The organism is Thiomicrorhabdus cannonii (assembly GCF_013391695.1).
Lineage (GTDB): Bacteria > Pseudomonadota > Gammaproteobacteria > Thiomicrospirales > Thiomicrospiraceae > Thiomicrorhabdus > Thiomicrorhabdus cannonii.
Map to the genome: position 1 here is coordinate 51,482 of NZ_JACBGH010000001.1, position 14,145 is coordinate 65,626.

The window sequence follows — 14,145 nt, forward strand, 5'->3', positions numbered from 1 at the left end:
ATAATTCACTAAAAACTAAATAGGCCTGCACCATCAACATCATGGCTAAATGTTTTCTTAAACTCTTGCTCGAGCCTGTTTAGTTCAGTCACGCTAGCTTCTTTGGCTCTAATAAATGTCTCTTGCAAAGAGGGGTTGTTAGAGTTTTGTTCTATAAACCTATCAAAAGAAGAAATGGCATTTTTTACCTGGCTGATTAACGCTAACATAACCTGTCTTTTGTACATATTCTCGCTAGGGTTATCGATTGTTGCATTGTACATTCGAATAAATAATTTGATTATATCTGCCTGATTTCCATCTATATAACCCTCCTTAACCATCGTAGAAATCAAGCCATATGCAACGTGTTCGTCAATATCAGGATTACACTCAAGCTCACCATCACGCATCTTAGGCCCTCTTCCACTCTTTATCCATTCAAGAGAGTAACCTGCCTCCATTGCCATTCTTGCAATTGAGTCAAAGGCTGGAGTAGCTTCATTTTTAAACCATCTTTGAAGAGTATCCGTGGCAACACCGGCAACAGATGCTGCATATTTTCTTGTTCCAAGAGAGTCAGCAACTTCTTTTATTCTTGTTCCCATTTGTTCATCATAAATAGGAAGCGGGTTCCCTTCCTTCCATTCAATTCTCTTTCCCATAAAAATCACCATAAAAACATATAGTTAATAAATTTAACGAATTTTTTCTTCACAAAATGAAAAAGTAACGAATTTTTACTATTTACACGCAAGAATATATTCGTTAGTATATGAACAACCAAAGATAATAATCTTTAATTAAGAAAATATTCGGCAAACATGAGGATTATATCATGAACCATGAAGAGATTAAGTCGGCCTTAGCAGAGCGAGGCTATACGCTTTCAGCAGCATGTGAAGCGATGGGTAGAAGTTACGTACAGTTTTACAACGTAACAAATAGATCATCAAAAAGCTTTTACATAGCCAACTCAATTGCAGTTTTGATAGATAAGCCTGTTGAAGAGGTTTTTCCTGATATCCCGCAGTATGCAGACGGCAACAGACCAAATAAAAACCAAAACATGATTGATGCTGGCAAGGCAAAGCTGAAAGAGGCTGGATTGTTATCGGCATGATCAACACCTGTTTATTAGAGTTGATAACAGACTATATCAATGCAATACAACTCGGATAGAGCACGGTAAAGAGTTTATTTGGAAGAGTAATTTTTAGGGGTTTCCAACGTGGCAAGAATCAATTGGAAAAGAGTCAGACCAACCTGCATCAGTCATGCAATGGAGCTGTGCATTGAGTACGGCAGACAAAAACACAACCTGTCTGTTGACCGCATCGCCGACCGTATGGGGCTTCCACAAAAGTGGACACTATATAAATGGATGGAAAACGGCCGTATTCCTTCAATTGAAATCCCCGCGTTTGAACACGCTTGCGGAGCGAACTTTGTCACGGTCTATTTGGCAACGGCTGCGCATAAGCTGCTGATCGATATCCCAGTCGGCAAGAAGCCTGTCGATACCGACATCCTGACTTTAAATGCCAACTTCAACGACGCCATCAGTTTGCTCACACGCTTTTATAAGGGTGAAGCAGACATGCAAGACACCCTGAGCGCCCTCACAAACACGATTGAATCTATCGCCTTTCACCGCGAGAACATCCAAAAAGACCATGCACCAGAGCTGGACTTTGGAACGGAGCATGAAGATGAATAAAGAATACTACAGTGCACAGGAATTAGCTGGTATGCCAGGCATGCCTTTGACTGCCAAAGGTGTGCACTTGAGGGCAGATAACGACAACAAAAGCTGGCAAAAGCGAAAAAAGGTAAAAGGCAAAGGGTTTGAATACCACGTCAGCTCACTGCCAGCAGAAACGCGCAATCACTTGGCCAAGTTAGCGGCAGAAGAAGCAGCACGAGAAGTCAGTAAAAAAGCACATGATGCTGGCCTTCAAGTGGCTAAAAAGCTTGCCTTGAAAATGAAAACAAATGCAGACATTAGTGACCTTAAACGCCAGCAGATTTTGGCTAAAGCTGCTCATTTGACAGGTACCAATAGAAAGCGTTTTGAAAGTCGCATCATCATGCTTGAACTTTGGCAGACCTATGTTCGCTCGTCAGATAAGGGCATCACCAAAGCAACCGATGAGTTTTTGCTGATGTGGCGTCATAACCTAATCAACATTCATGAAGACATACGTTTTATTAAGGATTTTATTGATGATGGCCTTGTTTACAGCACTTTAAATAAGTGGAAGAACGATCCAGAAAGCCTGCTTCCAAAGTACGGCCACCGTAAAGGTAAGACCATCATCGATCAGCAACCAGAGCTGAAAGAATTCATGATTGCCATGATCTACACCCATCCTCAGGCAGGTGCAGAAGACTTCATGTTGGCTATCGAGACACGCTTTGAAAGTGTTGAAAAAAGCAAAGATGGCATTCGTATTCCAAACAAACGCACTGTTGAGCGTTGGTTAAAACGCTACAAAGAGGAAAACGAATCTGTCTATGTTGCGATGACCAATCCAGATAAATGGAAAAACAATTTCATGCCTGCAATGGGCACGTTGGAAGTTGATGCACTGAACGAAAAATGGGAGATGGATGCCACCCCTGCTGACTGGATGTTTGAAGATGGTCGTTACAGTCTGCTAGCTAAGATCGATGTCTACAGTCGCTGGCCAAAGTTCATTCTGAGCAAAACCTCAACCTCAGGCGCACAAGCAAAACTACTACGTGACTGCTTCATTGAGCATGGCATACCAAACATCATTAAAACAGACAACGGTGCGGATTATGTCTCTTTGCAAATCAAAACAGCACTTAAATCCCTTGGAATTGAACAACAGATTTCAGCACCGTTCAGCCCATGGGAAAAACCGCACATAGAGCGCTTTTTCAGAACACTGGCTCATTCCATTCTTGAGCTGCTACCTGGATTTATAGGTCATAACGTATCAGAACGTAGTGCTATCGAAGACAGAAAACAGTTTAGCGAACGCCTTTTTAAAAAGGACGAGGTCATCGAAGTGAAGATGACAGCAGACCAGTTTGAAAAACACGTCAACGACTGGATTCAGTACATCTATATGCATGACAAACACAGCGGGCACGAAGGGAAAACTCCATTCCAAATCGTATCTGAGTGGCAAGGACCTATCCGCAAAGTACAAGACGAGCGTGCATTAGACATTCTTCTTTCAGAAGTTGGTGAGCGTGTTGTCGGAAAAGACGGCATTCGCATGGATAACTTTACCTATATTGCTCCAGAACTTGGACCTATTACAGGTCAGCGCGTCCAGATCAGAAAAGATCCAGTCGATGTCGGAACCATTTTCGTATTCAAAGATGGTGAGTTTATTTGTGTGGCTGAAGATGCTCGTTTTGTAGGTGTTCGACGTCAGGAAATCGCTTACATGGCCAAGCAAAAAGCAATGTCAGAACGCAAAGAACTCAAAAAACAGATTCGTTCTGCGCAGACAAAGCAGAAGGTCAAAGACATTGCCGAAGAAATCCTTGCTGCCAAACGCGAACAAAACAACATCACGATGCTGCCTAAACGTACTGAAGAGTACCGTAACGACATGCTAGACGCAGCAAGTGAAGCGGCAAGCATGACAGAACAAACTCCATATCAAGCAGAACCAAAAGCATCTCCTATCGCCGTTCAAAACGATTCAGACCCTCGCGAAGTCTACAGAAGATGGTTGCGACTGGATCGGCGCGTGCAGGCTGGCGAGCAGATCGATAAACGTGACTTTAACTGGTATTGCAACTACCCAGAAATGCCAGAGTTCAGAGACATGAAAGAGTTTTTTGAAGAGTTTGGATTGGGCTTGGAATCAAGCTCAAACTGAATAAAACGCTGATTTAAACCGCCATTTAAATCAGCCTTAAATCCTAAAGGAGGCTAAATGATAACACAAAACTTGGGAAACACCATTGCCCCTCTACAAAACGTGGTGCTCTGCTCACAAGCCATTACCAGGGCCCTAAACCGTCCTGAGCACTTGCCAGGAATTCTTGTGCATTACGGTAATTCTGGCTGGGGTAAAACATACGGCGCAACCTGGAGTGCCAACAAGTTCCGAGCCCACTACGTGCAGTGCAAATCGGCCTGGACACGCAAAGCCTTCCTTAAAGCGGTACTCACCGAAATGGGTATCGCACCGGCCTCTACCATTTATGAAATGGTCGACCAGATTGCGCAGGAACTGGCGCTATCCGGCCGCCCGTTGATTATCGATGAAGCCGACTTTCTGGTTGACCGTGGGTTTATTGAGATTGTGCGCGACATCTACGAGAGCAGCTTCGGCACCATCCTACTGATTGGTGAAGAGCAGATTCCAGCCAAGCTCAAGAAGTGGGAACGCTTCCACAACCGCGTTCTGGAATGGGTACCGGCACAGCCAGCCACTCTGGCCGATGCGCAGACGCTGACCAAGATTTACGCGCCAAACGTCACCATCCACAGCGACCTGTTGGAACGCGTGGTCGACATGAGCCGCAATGTCACACGCCGTATCTGCGTCAATCTCAATCTGATCAACGACACCTGCAAGCGTGAAGGTTGGGCAGAAGTGGATATGAGCCTCTGGGGCAACCGCGAAATCTATACAGGTCAAGGCAACATCAGAAAAGGAATCGGTGGATGACACGCAGAGCTGAAATCAAAAAATCGGGAACTTTAACGCCACGTGAATACATTTGGGGCGAAATCCGGAAACTCAAGAAGTTCACACTCAATGACATTCTTGATAAAGCCCCAAAACACTATCGACTCAATATTCAAAAGGCGCGTCATTACCTGCGTGGATGGGAGCGTGCCGGCTATCTTTCGAGCGTGTTTGATGTACCTGTTAGCGGCAAAAAACCACCAAAAATCTACACCCTAGAGAAAGACACCGGCGTTAACCCTCCTCGTGTCGACATCAATGGCAATGAGTACAAAAAAGGCATGGTTCGTGAACAAATGTGGCGAACCATGCGCATGGTTGGGAGCTTCACAGCAGCGCAATTGGCGGCGAATGCAACTACTGATGATGTGGTCATCACTGAAACAACTGCGAAAAAGTTTATTCATAGCCTTTACCAGGCTGGCTATCTTCGCTTGGTAAAGCCAGGTCACAAAGAATACGGAACTGCCGAATACCAATTAAAACCAGCCGCATGGACTGGCAACAAACCACCGCTTGTCAGTCACATGAACGTGGTTTTTGACCAGAACACCAATAAAGTCGTGTGGCCCAAAGATGAGGACATTGAAAGTGAGTACTGATTACCAAAACGAAGCCTGGTTCATGGCTTTACAACAGGCCGTGGCTAATGAATCACAAGCCAAAGTGGCCAGCAAGTGCGGCATCAGCCCAACGGCCGTCAACCAGGTATTAAAAGGGACCTATCAAGGCAACATCAACAACGTTGCCGAAAAGGTTTCCGGCGCCCTGCTTGAGCACAGCGTGATCTGTCCGGTACTGGATGTCATCACGACAGATATCTGTGCAAGCCATCGCAATAAACCATTTGCGCCTAACAACCCTATGCGAGTCAACCTGTACAGAGCATGCCAAACATGCCAGCACAACCCTAAAGGAAGGATGCATGAACGAACCTAAATATTACAAAAAACAGGTTATCGGCAATGGTGTTGATCCAGAAAGACCATTCCGCCAAATCACCTTAATGACAACACCAAAAAACGAGATTTGGATGCAAATTTTCGATGATGAAAACGAGCCAAAAATCAAAGTAAAACTTCCATTGTGGGATGCCAGAGCCTTAAGAAAAGCACTGGATGAAGCGATTAAAGCATCAGGAGAATAACATGAGCCAAGTAACCGACACCACTATCGAACAGCGTCACGTTGACTTTATCTACAAGCTAAGCCTGGCCAATGGCGCGGTGCAGAAAGTGCATCAGCAAGGCTTGGCGATTTTGGACGTGCAGATCACGCCGCAGGCCACCATTTTCCACATCCAACCACCTGAAGCAGGCCACCCAATCTGGAAAGATGCGGTGGAATTTGGTGCCAGAAAAACCACCAACCAATTGTGGCGCGCCGAATTGACCGCCTTTGGAAAATCCATTGCCCAGCTCGTCTGGAACACCACCACACACTAAGGAGAAAACCATGACACAAGCCATCCCAGAAAACTACATGAAAGACGCCTCCGGGCGCCTGGTACCGACCGAGTTGGTCAGTGATATCGACAAGCAACGTAACGATCTTGTGCTGGAGATTGTCGGCCATGCGCAAGCCGTCAGCGACGCCATTGCCAAGTTCAAAGCCCAAACGGCTGGCGACATTCAGGCCTTCATCGAACTATCAGGCGAAAAATACGGCGCCAAATTGGGTGGTCAAAAAGGCAACGTCACCCTGATGAGTTTCGACGGCCGCTTCAAAGTGCTACGCGCCACCAGCGAAAAGCTGGTGTTCGACGAGCGATTGCAGGTCGCCAAGGAATTGATCGACCAATGCATCCACAAATGGGCCGAAGGCTCAAACGCCGAGATCCGCGCCCTGATCGAGCACGCCTTTCAAACCGACAAGCAAGGCAAGATCAACACCGCGCGCATCTTCAGCCTGATGAAGCTAGACATCAAAGACCCTGACTGGGTCAAAGCGATGGAAGCCATCAAGGACAGCATTCAGGTAGCGGGTTCCAAGAGCTATATCCGCGTCTACGAGCGTGTCGGCAACAGTGAAAGATACGAGCCAATCGAACTCAATATCGCAGCGGTGTGAGGTGAGTTATGGATCGCATTGATTACACAGATTGGAATAAGCGAACCTACAAACCACCTACGGACATAGAGGCTACCAACAGTAAGCTTGACCCAACAAAGGTCGAACAAACAAAACGCCTGAACGAACAGAAAGAACGCATCCGCGACAAGCAAGAGCCTTGGGATGCATTGGAGGAAATATGACCATTAATTTTAAGACAACGGATGAAGAATTTGAGTTGATTGAGAAGATTGCTCAACGCGCAGTGGACTTAGGTCTTTATGAGCCGGAAGAACACGAAGATGTTCTGATGGATATCACAGTTGCCCACAACAATGCCAGAAAGCTGGATTTGCAACGCCTGCTAGATGCTGATCAATTTAACTTTCTGCATGACGTGTCAGGCATTGCCAGATACCTGAACCGTGAAACAGGAAAATTAACAAACTTCTTTGTACCGCGGTTTGCAGCATAACAACCCGGCCTGGCAACAGGCCATTTAAGTAAGCATCCTGGGTTTTACTGTCATTTAGCCTGGGGTGCTTTCTTAAGTGAGTAAGAGACAAAACAATGAGCAGACAATCAGAACTTGCCCAAATCCACATCGCCAAAAAAGACCTTGGTATGGAAGACGACGCCTACCGCGCCCTGCTTCAAGCCGTGGCCGGTGTTGAATCGTCGTCCGATCTGGACTTTCACGGCCGTCATGCCGTGATTCACCGCATGAAAGAACTCGGCTGGAAGCCAAAACGTCGCAAGGTTGGCCCTGCCACTAGAGCCAAAACACGCGCCCGCCCTAAGGCGGCAATGGGCGACAAAATCCGCGCATTGTGGCTGGAACTGCACGAGCTTGGCATTGTCCGCGACAAGTCAGAAGCCGCCCTGATGGCTTACGTTAAACGCATGACCGGTGGCAAGTTTGAAGCCCCTCAGTTCTGCGATACACCAGAAGCCATCATGATTATCGAATCCCTTAAAAAATGGAAGCAACGCGCTCAATGAAACTCCGCTGTCCTCACTGCGGCCATGCCGCTGGAATCATCGAATTTGCCAATGAAGAAGCCGCCCGTCAGGCAGTGTATTTAGCGGCCGATCTGCCCAAGCCGCTCGGCAAGCTGGTCATGCGCTATATCGGCCTGTTCAGACCAGCCGAACGCCACTTGCGCTGGGACAGAGTGCTCAAGCTGATGCAAGAACTCAAAACCGACATCGATGCCGGACGCATAGAGCGCCACAGCCGCATCTGGCCAGCACCGGAAGCCGCTTGGGTAATGGCACTCAATGCCATGTTGGAAAAGGCCGACAACGGCACACTCACCCTGCCGCTCAAGAGTCACGGCTATCTGTACGAGATTATCAGCTCTGAGCAAAACAGCATTGAAACGCGTGAAGAGCAAAAGCAGGAAGAAAAGCGCCAACAGGCACAGCACAGAACGCCTAAAGAAGTCGAACAACCCAGAACAACAGACGATTTAAACGCCGGTGAAATGGCCCTTAAATCCGCTTTTGAAACCCTTCGAGTACGCCGAAGAAACGGAGGAAACAATGAGCAAGCAGATTGATACCAGCGACCAGCAGAATGATCTGTTCGGAGGACAAGTGGATGCGCCCATCGCGCAGGTATTTGAACAATACCAAAAGCTCGACAGCCTCGCAGACTGCCCCAACCAGAAGTGGCCAGAACGTCTGGCGGAGTTCCATGACGTCATCGAGCATTACTTTAAAGAGGTTTTGAAGCAAGACAAAGACGTTGCGCATAAACACGCCGACGGCGTCACCACCATGATAGCCAAACACTTCGGCGGCCGCCCGTTCTATATGCCAAAAGGCAAATCGCTTGATCGTTCACTGCGCGACCAACAGATTTTCAAGCGTTTCACCGGCCATAACCAGGACAAACTGGCCGAAGAATATGACCTGAGTGTCGCCCAGATTTACGCCATTGTGGCAAGACAACATCAACTTAGACAAAGAAAACTCTTTTAGGACAAACCATGTTTGATTTTTTAGACCCACTGACAACAAACGACTTTGATCAAAAGACCGAATTCCTTATCGATGGCTTTTTGGCCAAGCACCTTATCACGCTGGTTTATGCCGATGGCGGCATGGGTAAAAGCTGGTTGGCAATGGCCATCGCCAAACTGGCCAGCGATCAAGGTATGGATAGCGTATACCTGGATTACGATAACCCGATGAACGTATTGAAAGAGCGCGGCGTTGAGCAAAAACTGATTCAGGCATGCCCAACCCTGCACTATTCTCACCGTTCCAAAACCAAGCTACAGCCTTTTGAAATGCTGTGCGCCATCGAGGAGCAGGCCGTCGGCGGTCGTTTCTGCAATACGCTGTTTGTGATTGACAGCTTGCGTGACTTTGGCGACGTCAACAACGACGCCAGAGCCATGCTACTGGGCGAAAAACTCAAAAACATCCGTGAAGCTGGCGCGACCATTTTAGTGCTGCACCACTCCAACAAGGATGGCAAAAACTATCAGGGCAGCAACAATATCCGCAATTCCGTCGACAACATGTACCAATTGCAAAAGATTGAATCGCCACAAGGTGAAATCCGCTGGTTACTGACCGTCAAGAAAGAGCGTGCCGCGATTGTGGACACCGCGCTATTGATCAGGATTGACGACCTATCCATGATGCCGGTTGACCTGCAAGCCGCCAAAACCAGCCCTGAAGACCAGGCATTCATCGCCGATGTAAAGTCAGCCATCGCCAAACAGCCAGGTATAAATAAGACTGAACTGCTCGAAGCCTGCGGGTTTAAAAAAGACGATAAAACGGCACGCGATAAACTGGATCAGTTCGATGAAATCCACTGGGTGTCGCAAAAGGTGAAAGGAAGTTATACATACAATTTGGCCTAACGCCTGCCATAAAAGCGAATCATATCTTGGTCTTTTTGACCATAAAAATCGTGGTGATAACGGGCCTTTAATAGGCCCTTTTTTGTGCAAACTATCTACTTGTCAATGTTTGATTTTTGAAAAACAAATATTTTCATTCGCTACAGAACAAATTAAATTTGGAAACGCACTTTAGTAATGGCAAACACATAAAAAGAGCGCTAAATGATGAGTAACCGTAATACCACCATTACATTGAATCACCGCCCAGTTGACCTGATCGATGATATTAAAAATATCAAAACGCTATTTGCCGAACTGCTTTGTCACGACAATCCAGCAGAAGTGATGGGTACCGATACCGGCGTCAAAAGTGCCGGAAAGCTTATGCTATTGCTTAATGACTTGGAAGATCAAACACGCAATCAGATATAAAGTTAACAATCATTACAACTGCTACAACCGCCATGAATAACGGGAGTTGTAGCGGTTGTAAGACTTGTTTAATCAATCACTCAACCCATCCTAAAAACTTATCAACCGCTTGATATCCAGCCATTTTCGCAACGCTCTATCCTAGAGCGTATGAAAACACCGCTACTTACCTTACAGCTACACAGATCAGATGGTACCGACCAGGGCACGCCAGGTGTCCTTTCGCATCTTGGCCAAAAGGTCTGTTACATGATGGAGCTGCCTGATCGGGATAATCGTCCCAACCTTGGGCGCATCCCTCCTGGGCGCTATTTGGTCAGGTATCTTCCTCGCTCTGCATCTGGCAAGTACCGCGATGTGTACCACGTCACCAATGTCCCAGACCGCGCCGGCATTTTGAGCCATCCGGGTAATGTCGCCGGTGACAAGCTCAAAGGCTATCGCACAGATTCATGGGGATGCCTATTGCCGGCATTACGCCTCGGCAGGCTCTATGGACAAGTGGCAGGACTGGCCAGCCGCGCCGCCCTGCGCCGCATTCACGAAATAACGCAACGAAACGATTTTTACTTGGAGGTTTACTGATGGACATTGGAACGCTTTTAACCGGCATCGGTTCTGCGGCATCCGGCGGCCTGATCGGTTTATTCGGCACCGGCATCAAGATGTGGGCGGAACATAAATCCGAAGAGGCCAAGCGCACATTTGAATTGGCGATGCGCGAGGCTGATCGCAAAGAGATGCAGCTGGAGCATGACCTCAAGATGAAAGAGGTGGAAGCCATGGCCAACCGCGACATCGCCGTGGCTCAACAGAACCGTCTGGCAACCGAAGCCAGTGCCGCATCAGAAGTGGAAAAAGCGGAAATCAACCTCAGACAAACAAGCTACACCATGGACAAAGCCACCTATGGCGGTGGGTTTGTGGATGCCATTCGCGGCCTGATGCGCCCTACCTTAACCGTCTACTTTGCCGTTCTGATGGCGTTGATCGCCTGGCAGTTGATGAAGCTTAATGGCGGCCACTGGGTCAATCCAACCGATGCGCAAATGATGCTAAGAGACACTGTCAATGCGTGCATCTTTTTGACCACTACAGCCGTCACATGGTGGTTCGGTTCACGTCCTATCAAGAGAGGGTAAGCATGTCAGTGGATTATGAGTTCTGGAAGTTCTGGATGGCCGTGGCCAACTTTATCGGCACGGTCATTTTGGCGGCTTACATCTTTGTTACCAGCCGTTCGCGTGTCAATACCGAGCGCATCGACAAGCTGGAAAAGCATACGGATGACCGTATCGATAGGCTTGAGCAGCACGTTCACCAGCACATCGGCGATCACGACAAACGCCTGGAACGTGTTGAAGAGCGCAATAAACACATGCCTACGCATGAAGACCTCAAACAGGTGCATGAAAAGATCAATCGCGTATCGGATGGCGTCAGTGCCATCGATGGCAGGCTGAGCGGCATGGATAAAAACCTGACCATGATTCAAGAATTTCTGATGAACGAGGGAAAGAAACGATGAACTTCAAAGACCATGTGATTGAGCACTGCCGCCGTCTGATGCTGGAGCAGCTCGAGCAGGAAAACGACTACGCCCAGAACCATTTGATGATCAAGCAGAGCCTGTTTATGGCAGGTCAGACGCTGTCTTTCGATAAGGTACTGGCAGAACTGCACTGGTTGCAGGAACAAGGCTTGGTAACGCTGGACAGCTTTGGCGGATTTACCGTGGCCAAGCTAACCCATCGCGGACTGGACGTCGCCACGGGTGCATCGCAAATGCCAGGCATTGCACGGAAGTCGCTATGAGCAAGGCGCGGCAACGCAGGCTCAGTTTGCATCAACGCAACACGATGCTGTACGAGCTTAGAAAGTGGTCTAGGGAATGGGATAGAGAGCAGCAGTTAAAAGTGAAAAAACGATTCATAAAGCGGCTCATTACGTCATCTTTCGTCTTGGCTCTAGTAGCTATGTTTATTCATAAATTCATCTTCGCAGGTTAAATCATGGGACGCGCATCATCGGTAGAACAAATTCCACCCGACATCCTTGAGCAGCTGCAGGCATTGCTGAGAGACCCCCGCGTTTCTCAGCTGGATGCCACCGCCAAAATCAACAAGGTGCTGGAAGAGCAAGGACATGAAACCGTCTCCAAGAGCGCGGTGAACCGTTATGCCCAAAAAATGGCGCGAGTCGGTCAAAAACTGCAGGAGGCGCGTGAAGTATCAAGGATGTTCATTGACCGTTTCGGCGAAGACCAAACCGGTGAGGTGGGCAAGTTGGTCAACGAGATGATCCGCACCCTGGTATTCGACATTACTCTCAAAATGCAGGGCGAAACCATTGATCCAGACATGGCGCCTGAACTGGCCAAGATGGTCAAGAACCTGTCAGAATCCATGCACAAGTTGGAACAGGCTGCCGCCACCAACACCAAACGCGAGCAGGAGATCAAACGACTGGCCGCACAACAGGCCGCCGATGCCGCCGCCAAATCCATGACCCGCCAAGGCATGAGCAAAGACACAGTAGATGCCATCAAGCGCGATATTCTAGGGATTGCCAGCTGATGCCGTTCGTATCCAAACAAGATGCGCTCTTCGCTCAAATTGGTAAAGAGTATGATCCTGAATCGGTGCTACTGCCCTATCAGAAAGTATGGATGGCGGACGATTCGCAATTGAAGATTGCCGAAAAGTCGCGTCGTACCGGTTTGACCTGGGCGGAAGCCGCCGATGCCGTGCTGTCTGCCAGTGCCGAAAAATCGGCTGGCGGTACCGACCACTTCTATGTCGGATCGGGCAAGGATATGGCCATCGAATTTATCCAGGCGTGTGCCATGTGGGCCAAGCAATTCAATCGTGCAGCAGGCGAAATCGAAGAGGAAATCCTCGAGGATGAAGACAAGGATATCCTTACCTTTAACATCCGCTTTGCTTCCGGTTACAAAATTCAAGCGCTCTCCTCCAACCCGTCAAACATGCGCGGTCGCCAGGGTAATGTCACCATCGACGAATCGGCTTTCCATGACCGTCTTGCAGAGGTTCTGAAAGCGGCACTAGCCTTGACCATGTGGGGGGCTAAAGTCCGCCTGATCTCCACCCATAACGGCGTGGACAACCTGTTCAACGAAATCATTCAGGACTCGCGTGCCGGCAAGAAGCGTTATTCGGTGCATCGCCTCACTATCGACGACGCCTGCGAGCAAGGTCTATACAAACGCATCTGCCAGATTCGCGGCATGGAATGGAGTCAGGCAGCCGAGGATGAGTGGAAGGAAAACCTGCTCAAAGACACGGCCACCCGTGAAGATGCATTGGAAGAATACTACTGCGTACCCAAGCAAGGCGGTGGCGTTTACCTTAACCGTGCGCTGCTGGAAGCGCGTATGGTCGATGCACCTATCTTCCGTTTTGAGGGGTCGCCTGAATTCAATGCCTGGCCTGAGCACCTGCGCGAAGCAGAAGTCAGAGACTGGTGCGAACTTAACCTGCTGCCGGAACTGGCCAAGCTGGATGCCAAAACCCTGCACGCCTTTGGTGAAGACTTTGCACGCTCTGGCGATATGACAGTCATCGCACCGATGGTCATCAACCAACAGCTCAAGCGCAGCATCCCGTTTATGGTCGAATTGAAGAATGTGCCGTTCCGCAACCAGGAGCAGATTCTGTTGTACATCGGCGACCGCCTGCCACGCCTGACCGGCGGCGCGCTCGATGCCAGAGGCAACGGCCAGTACCTGGCCGAGCAGGCTAAATACAAATACGGCGGCGGCCGCATCCAGGAAGTCATGCTCTCCGAGAAATGGTACCTGGAGAACATGCCCAAGATGAAAGCCGCACTGGAAGACGACACGCTCCATATCCCACGCGATGCGGACGTACTCAACGACTTCCGCGCCATTCAGATGGTTCGCGGCGTACCGCGTATTCCGGAAGGACAGACCAGCGCGGGTCGTCACGGCGACTCGGCGATTGCTATCTGCCTGGCGTATTTTGCCAGCCAAATGGAAGTTCAGGTCTACGGCTACCATGCGGTACCTAAAGCGACTGATGCCAATTACGACAGACCACGCAGACAGATTCACACTACCGCCGGCTTCCGGCGAGGCATGATGTAAGGAAACA

At 48.7% G+C, this 14,145-nt stretch carries 23 protein-coding genes; 22 read left to right on the forward strand and 1 reads right to left on the reverse strand.

Annotated features, from left to right (window positions below):
* Positions 1-8: 8 nt before the first annotated feature.
* Positions 9-644, reverse strand: coding sequence for a helix-turn-helix domain-containing protein (locus HZ297_RS00250; protein WP_178860760.1), 636 nt, complete (start codon positions 642-644; stop codon positions 9-11).
* A 173-nt stretch (positions 645-817) separates the two neighbouring features.
* On the opposite strand from HZ297_RS00250, the gene HZ297_RS00255 reads away from it, so the two are divergent.
* The 22 genes from HZ297_RS00255 to HZ297_RS00360 all read left to right on the forward strand — a co-directional run bounded on the left by HZ297_RS00255 (position 818) and on the right by HZ297_RS00360 (position 14,138).
* Positions 818-1,102, forward strand: a complete 285-nt coding sequence (locus HZ297_RS00255; protein WP_178860761.1) for a helix-turn-helix domain-containing protein — start codon at positions 818-820, stop codon at positions 1,100-1,102.
* Positions 1,103-1,210: 108 nt separating this feature from the next.
* On the forward strand, positions 1,211-1,699 hold the full coding sequence (locus HZ297_RS00260) for a helix-turn-helix transcriptional regulator (RefSeq protein ID WP_178860763.1): 489 nt from the start codon (positions 1,211-1,213) through the stop codon (positions 1,697-1,699).
* A complete protein-coding gene (locus tag HZ297_RS00265; RefSeq protein WP_178860765.1) occupies positions 1,692-3,845 on the forward strand; it encodes a Mu transposase C-terminal domain-containing protein in 2,154 nt (717 codons plus the stop codon). Before HZ297_RS00260 ends, HZ297_RS00265 begins: the two co-directional genes overlap by 8 nt.
* A gap of 57 nt (positions 3,846-3,902) precedes the next feature.
* Complete coding sequence (locus HZ297_RS00270; RefSeq protein ID WP_178860767.1) at positions 3,903-4,643, forward strand: AAA family ATPase; 741 nt, start codon at positions 3,903-3,905, stop codon at positions 4,641-4,643.
* Positions 4,640-5,266: a hypothetical protein gene (locus HZ297_RS00275; protein WP_178860769.1), complete on the forward strand. Its 627-nt coding sequence runs from the start codon at positions 4,640-4,642 to the stop codon at positions 5,264-5,266. Before HZ297_RS00270 ends, HZ297_RS00275 begins: the two co-directional genes overlap by 4 nt.
* Positions 5,256-5,603, forward strand: coding sequence for a helix-turn-helix domain-containing protein (locus tag HZ297_RS00280; RefSeq protein ID WP_178860771.1), 348 nt, complete (start codon positions 5,256-5,258; stop codon positions 5,601-5,603). Before HZ297_RS00275 ends, HZ297_RS00280 begins: the two co-directional genes overlap by 11 nt.
* On the forward strand, positions 5,590-5,811 hold the full coding sequence (locus tag HZ297_RS00285; protein ID WP_178860773.1) for a hypothetical protein: 222 nt from the start codon (positions 5,590-5,592) through the stop codon (positions 5,809-5,811). The genes HZ297_RS00280 and HZ297_RS00285 overlap by 14 nt, the downstream gene beginning before the upstream one ends.
* A gap of 1 nt (position 5,812) precedes the next feature.
* Positions 5,813-6,109, forward strand: coding sequence for a hypothetical protein (locus tag HZ297_RS00290; protein WP_178860775.1), 297 nt, complete (start codon positions 5,813-5,815; stop codon positions 6,107-6,109).
* Between the two features lie 10 nt (positions 6,110-6,119).
* Positions 6,120-6,734: a DUF3164 family protein gene (locus HZ297_RS00295; RefSeq protein ID WP_178860777.1), complete on the forward strand. Its 615-nt coding sequence runs from the start codon at positions 6,120-6,122 to the stop codon at positions 6,732-6,734.
* 8 nt (positions 6,735-6,742) lie between these two features.
* Positions 6,743-6,919 (forward strand): hypothetical protein, encoded by a 177-nt coding sequence (locus tag HZ297_RS00300; RefSeq protein WP_178860779.1) that lies wholly within the window; start codon positions 6,743-6,745, stop codon positions 6,917-6,919.
* Positions 6,916-7,191 carry a DUF6874 family protein gene (locus HZ297_RS00305; RefSeq protein ID WP_178860781.1) on the forward strand — a complete coding sequence of 92 codons (276 nt, stop codon included), beginning with the start codon at positions 6,916-6,918 and terminating at the stop codon, positions 7,189-7,191. Before HZ297_RS00300 ends, HZ297_RS00305 begins: the two co-directional genes overlap by 4 nt.
* Before the next feature lie 95 nt (positions 7,192-7,286).
* Positions 7,287-7,718, forward strand: a complete 432-nt coding sequence (locus HZ297_RS00310) for a gp16 family protein (RefSeq protein ID WP_178860783.1) — start codon at positions 7,287-7,289, stop codon at positions 7,716-7,718.
* Positions 7,715-8,278 carry an HI_1489 N-terminal domain-containing protein gene (locus HZ297_RS00315; RefSeq protein ID WP_178860785.1) on the forward strand — a complete coding sequence of 188 codons (564 nt, stop codon included), beginning with the start codon at positions 7,715-7,717 and terminating at the stop codon, positions 8,276-8,278. Before HZ297_RS00310 ends, HZ297_RS00315 begins: the two co-directional genes overlap by 4 nt.
* On the forward strand, positions 8,262-8,702 hold the full coding sequence (locus HZ297_RS00320; protein ID WP_178860787.1) for a Mor transcription activator family protein: 441 nt from the start codon (positions 8,262-8,264) through the stop codon (positions 8,700-8,702). The genes HZ297_RS00315 and HZ297_RS00320 overlap by 17 nt, the downstream gene beginning before the upstream one ends.
* Before the next feature lie 8 nt (positions 8,703-8,710).
* Complete coding sequence (locus tag HZ297_RS00325; protein ID WP_178860789.1) at positions 8,711-9,598, forward strand: AAA family ATPase; 888 nt, start codon at positions 8,711-8,713, stop codon at positions 9,596-9,598.
* Between the two features lie 204 nt (positions 9,599-9,802).
* Entirely contained in the window at positions 9,803-10,012 is a 210-nt protein-coding gene (locus HZ297_RS00330; RefSeq protein ID WP_178860792.1) for a hypothetical protein, read from the forward strand.
* Positions 10,013-10,162: 150 nt separating this feature from the next.
* A complete protein-coding gene (locus tag HZ297_RS00335; protein ID WP_246261556.1) occupies positions 10,163-10,597 on the forward strand; it encodes a DUF5675 family protein in 435 nt (144 codons plus the stop codon).
* The gene (locus HZ297_RS00340) at positions 10,597-11,154 is read left to right on the forward strand and encodes a hypothetical protein (protein WP_178860797.1); all 558 of its coding nucleotides are present in this window, start codon (positions 10,597-10,599) and stop codon (positions 11,152-11,154) included. Before HZ297_RS00335 ends, HZ297_RS00340 begins: the two co-directional genes overlap by 1 nt.
* A gap of 2 nt (positions 11,155-11,156) precedes the next feature.
* The gene (locus HZ297_RS00345) at positions 11,157-11,540 is read left to right on the forward strand and encodes a DUF2730 family protein (protein ID WP_178860799.1); all 384 of its coding nucleotides are present in this window, start codon (positions 11,157-11,159) and stop codon (positions 11,538-11,540) included.
* Positions 11,537-11,827, forward strand: a complete 291-nt coding sequence (locus tag HZ297_RS00350) for a VpaChn25_0724 family phage protein (RefSeq protein ID WP_178860801.1) — start codon at positions 11,537-11,539, stop codon at positions 11,825-11,827. Before HZ297_RS00345 ends, HZ297_RS00350 begins: the two co-directional genes overlap by 4 nt.
* Before the next feature lie 197 nt (positions 11,828-12,024).
* Positions 12,025-12,588, forward strand: coding sequence for a DUF3486 family protein (locus HZ297_RS00355; RefSeq protein WP_178860802.1), 564 nt, complete (start codon positions 12,025-12,027; stop codon positions 12,586-12,588).
* Positions 12,588-14,138, forward strand: coding sequence for a hypothetical protein (locus tag HZ297_RS00360; protein WP_218644494.1), 1,551 nt, complete (start codon positions 12,588-12,590; stop codon positions 14,136-14,138). The genes HZ297_RS00355 and HZ297_RS00360 overlap by 1 nt, the downstream gene beginning before the upstream one ends.
* The last annotated feature ends 7 nt before the right edge of the window (positions 14,139-14,145 follow it).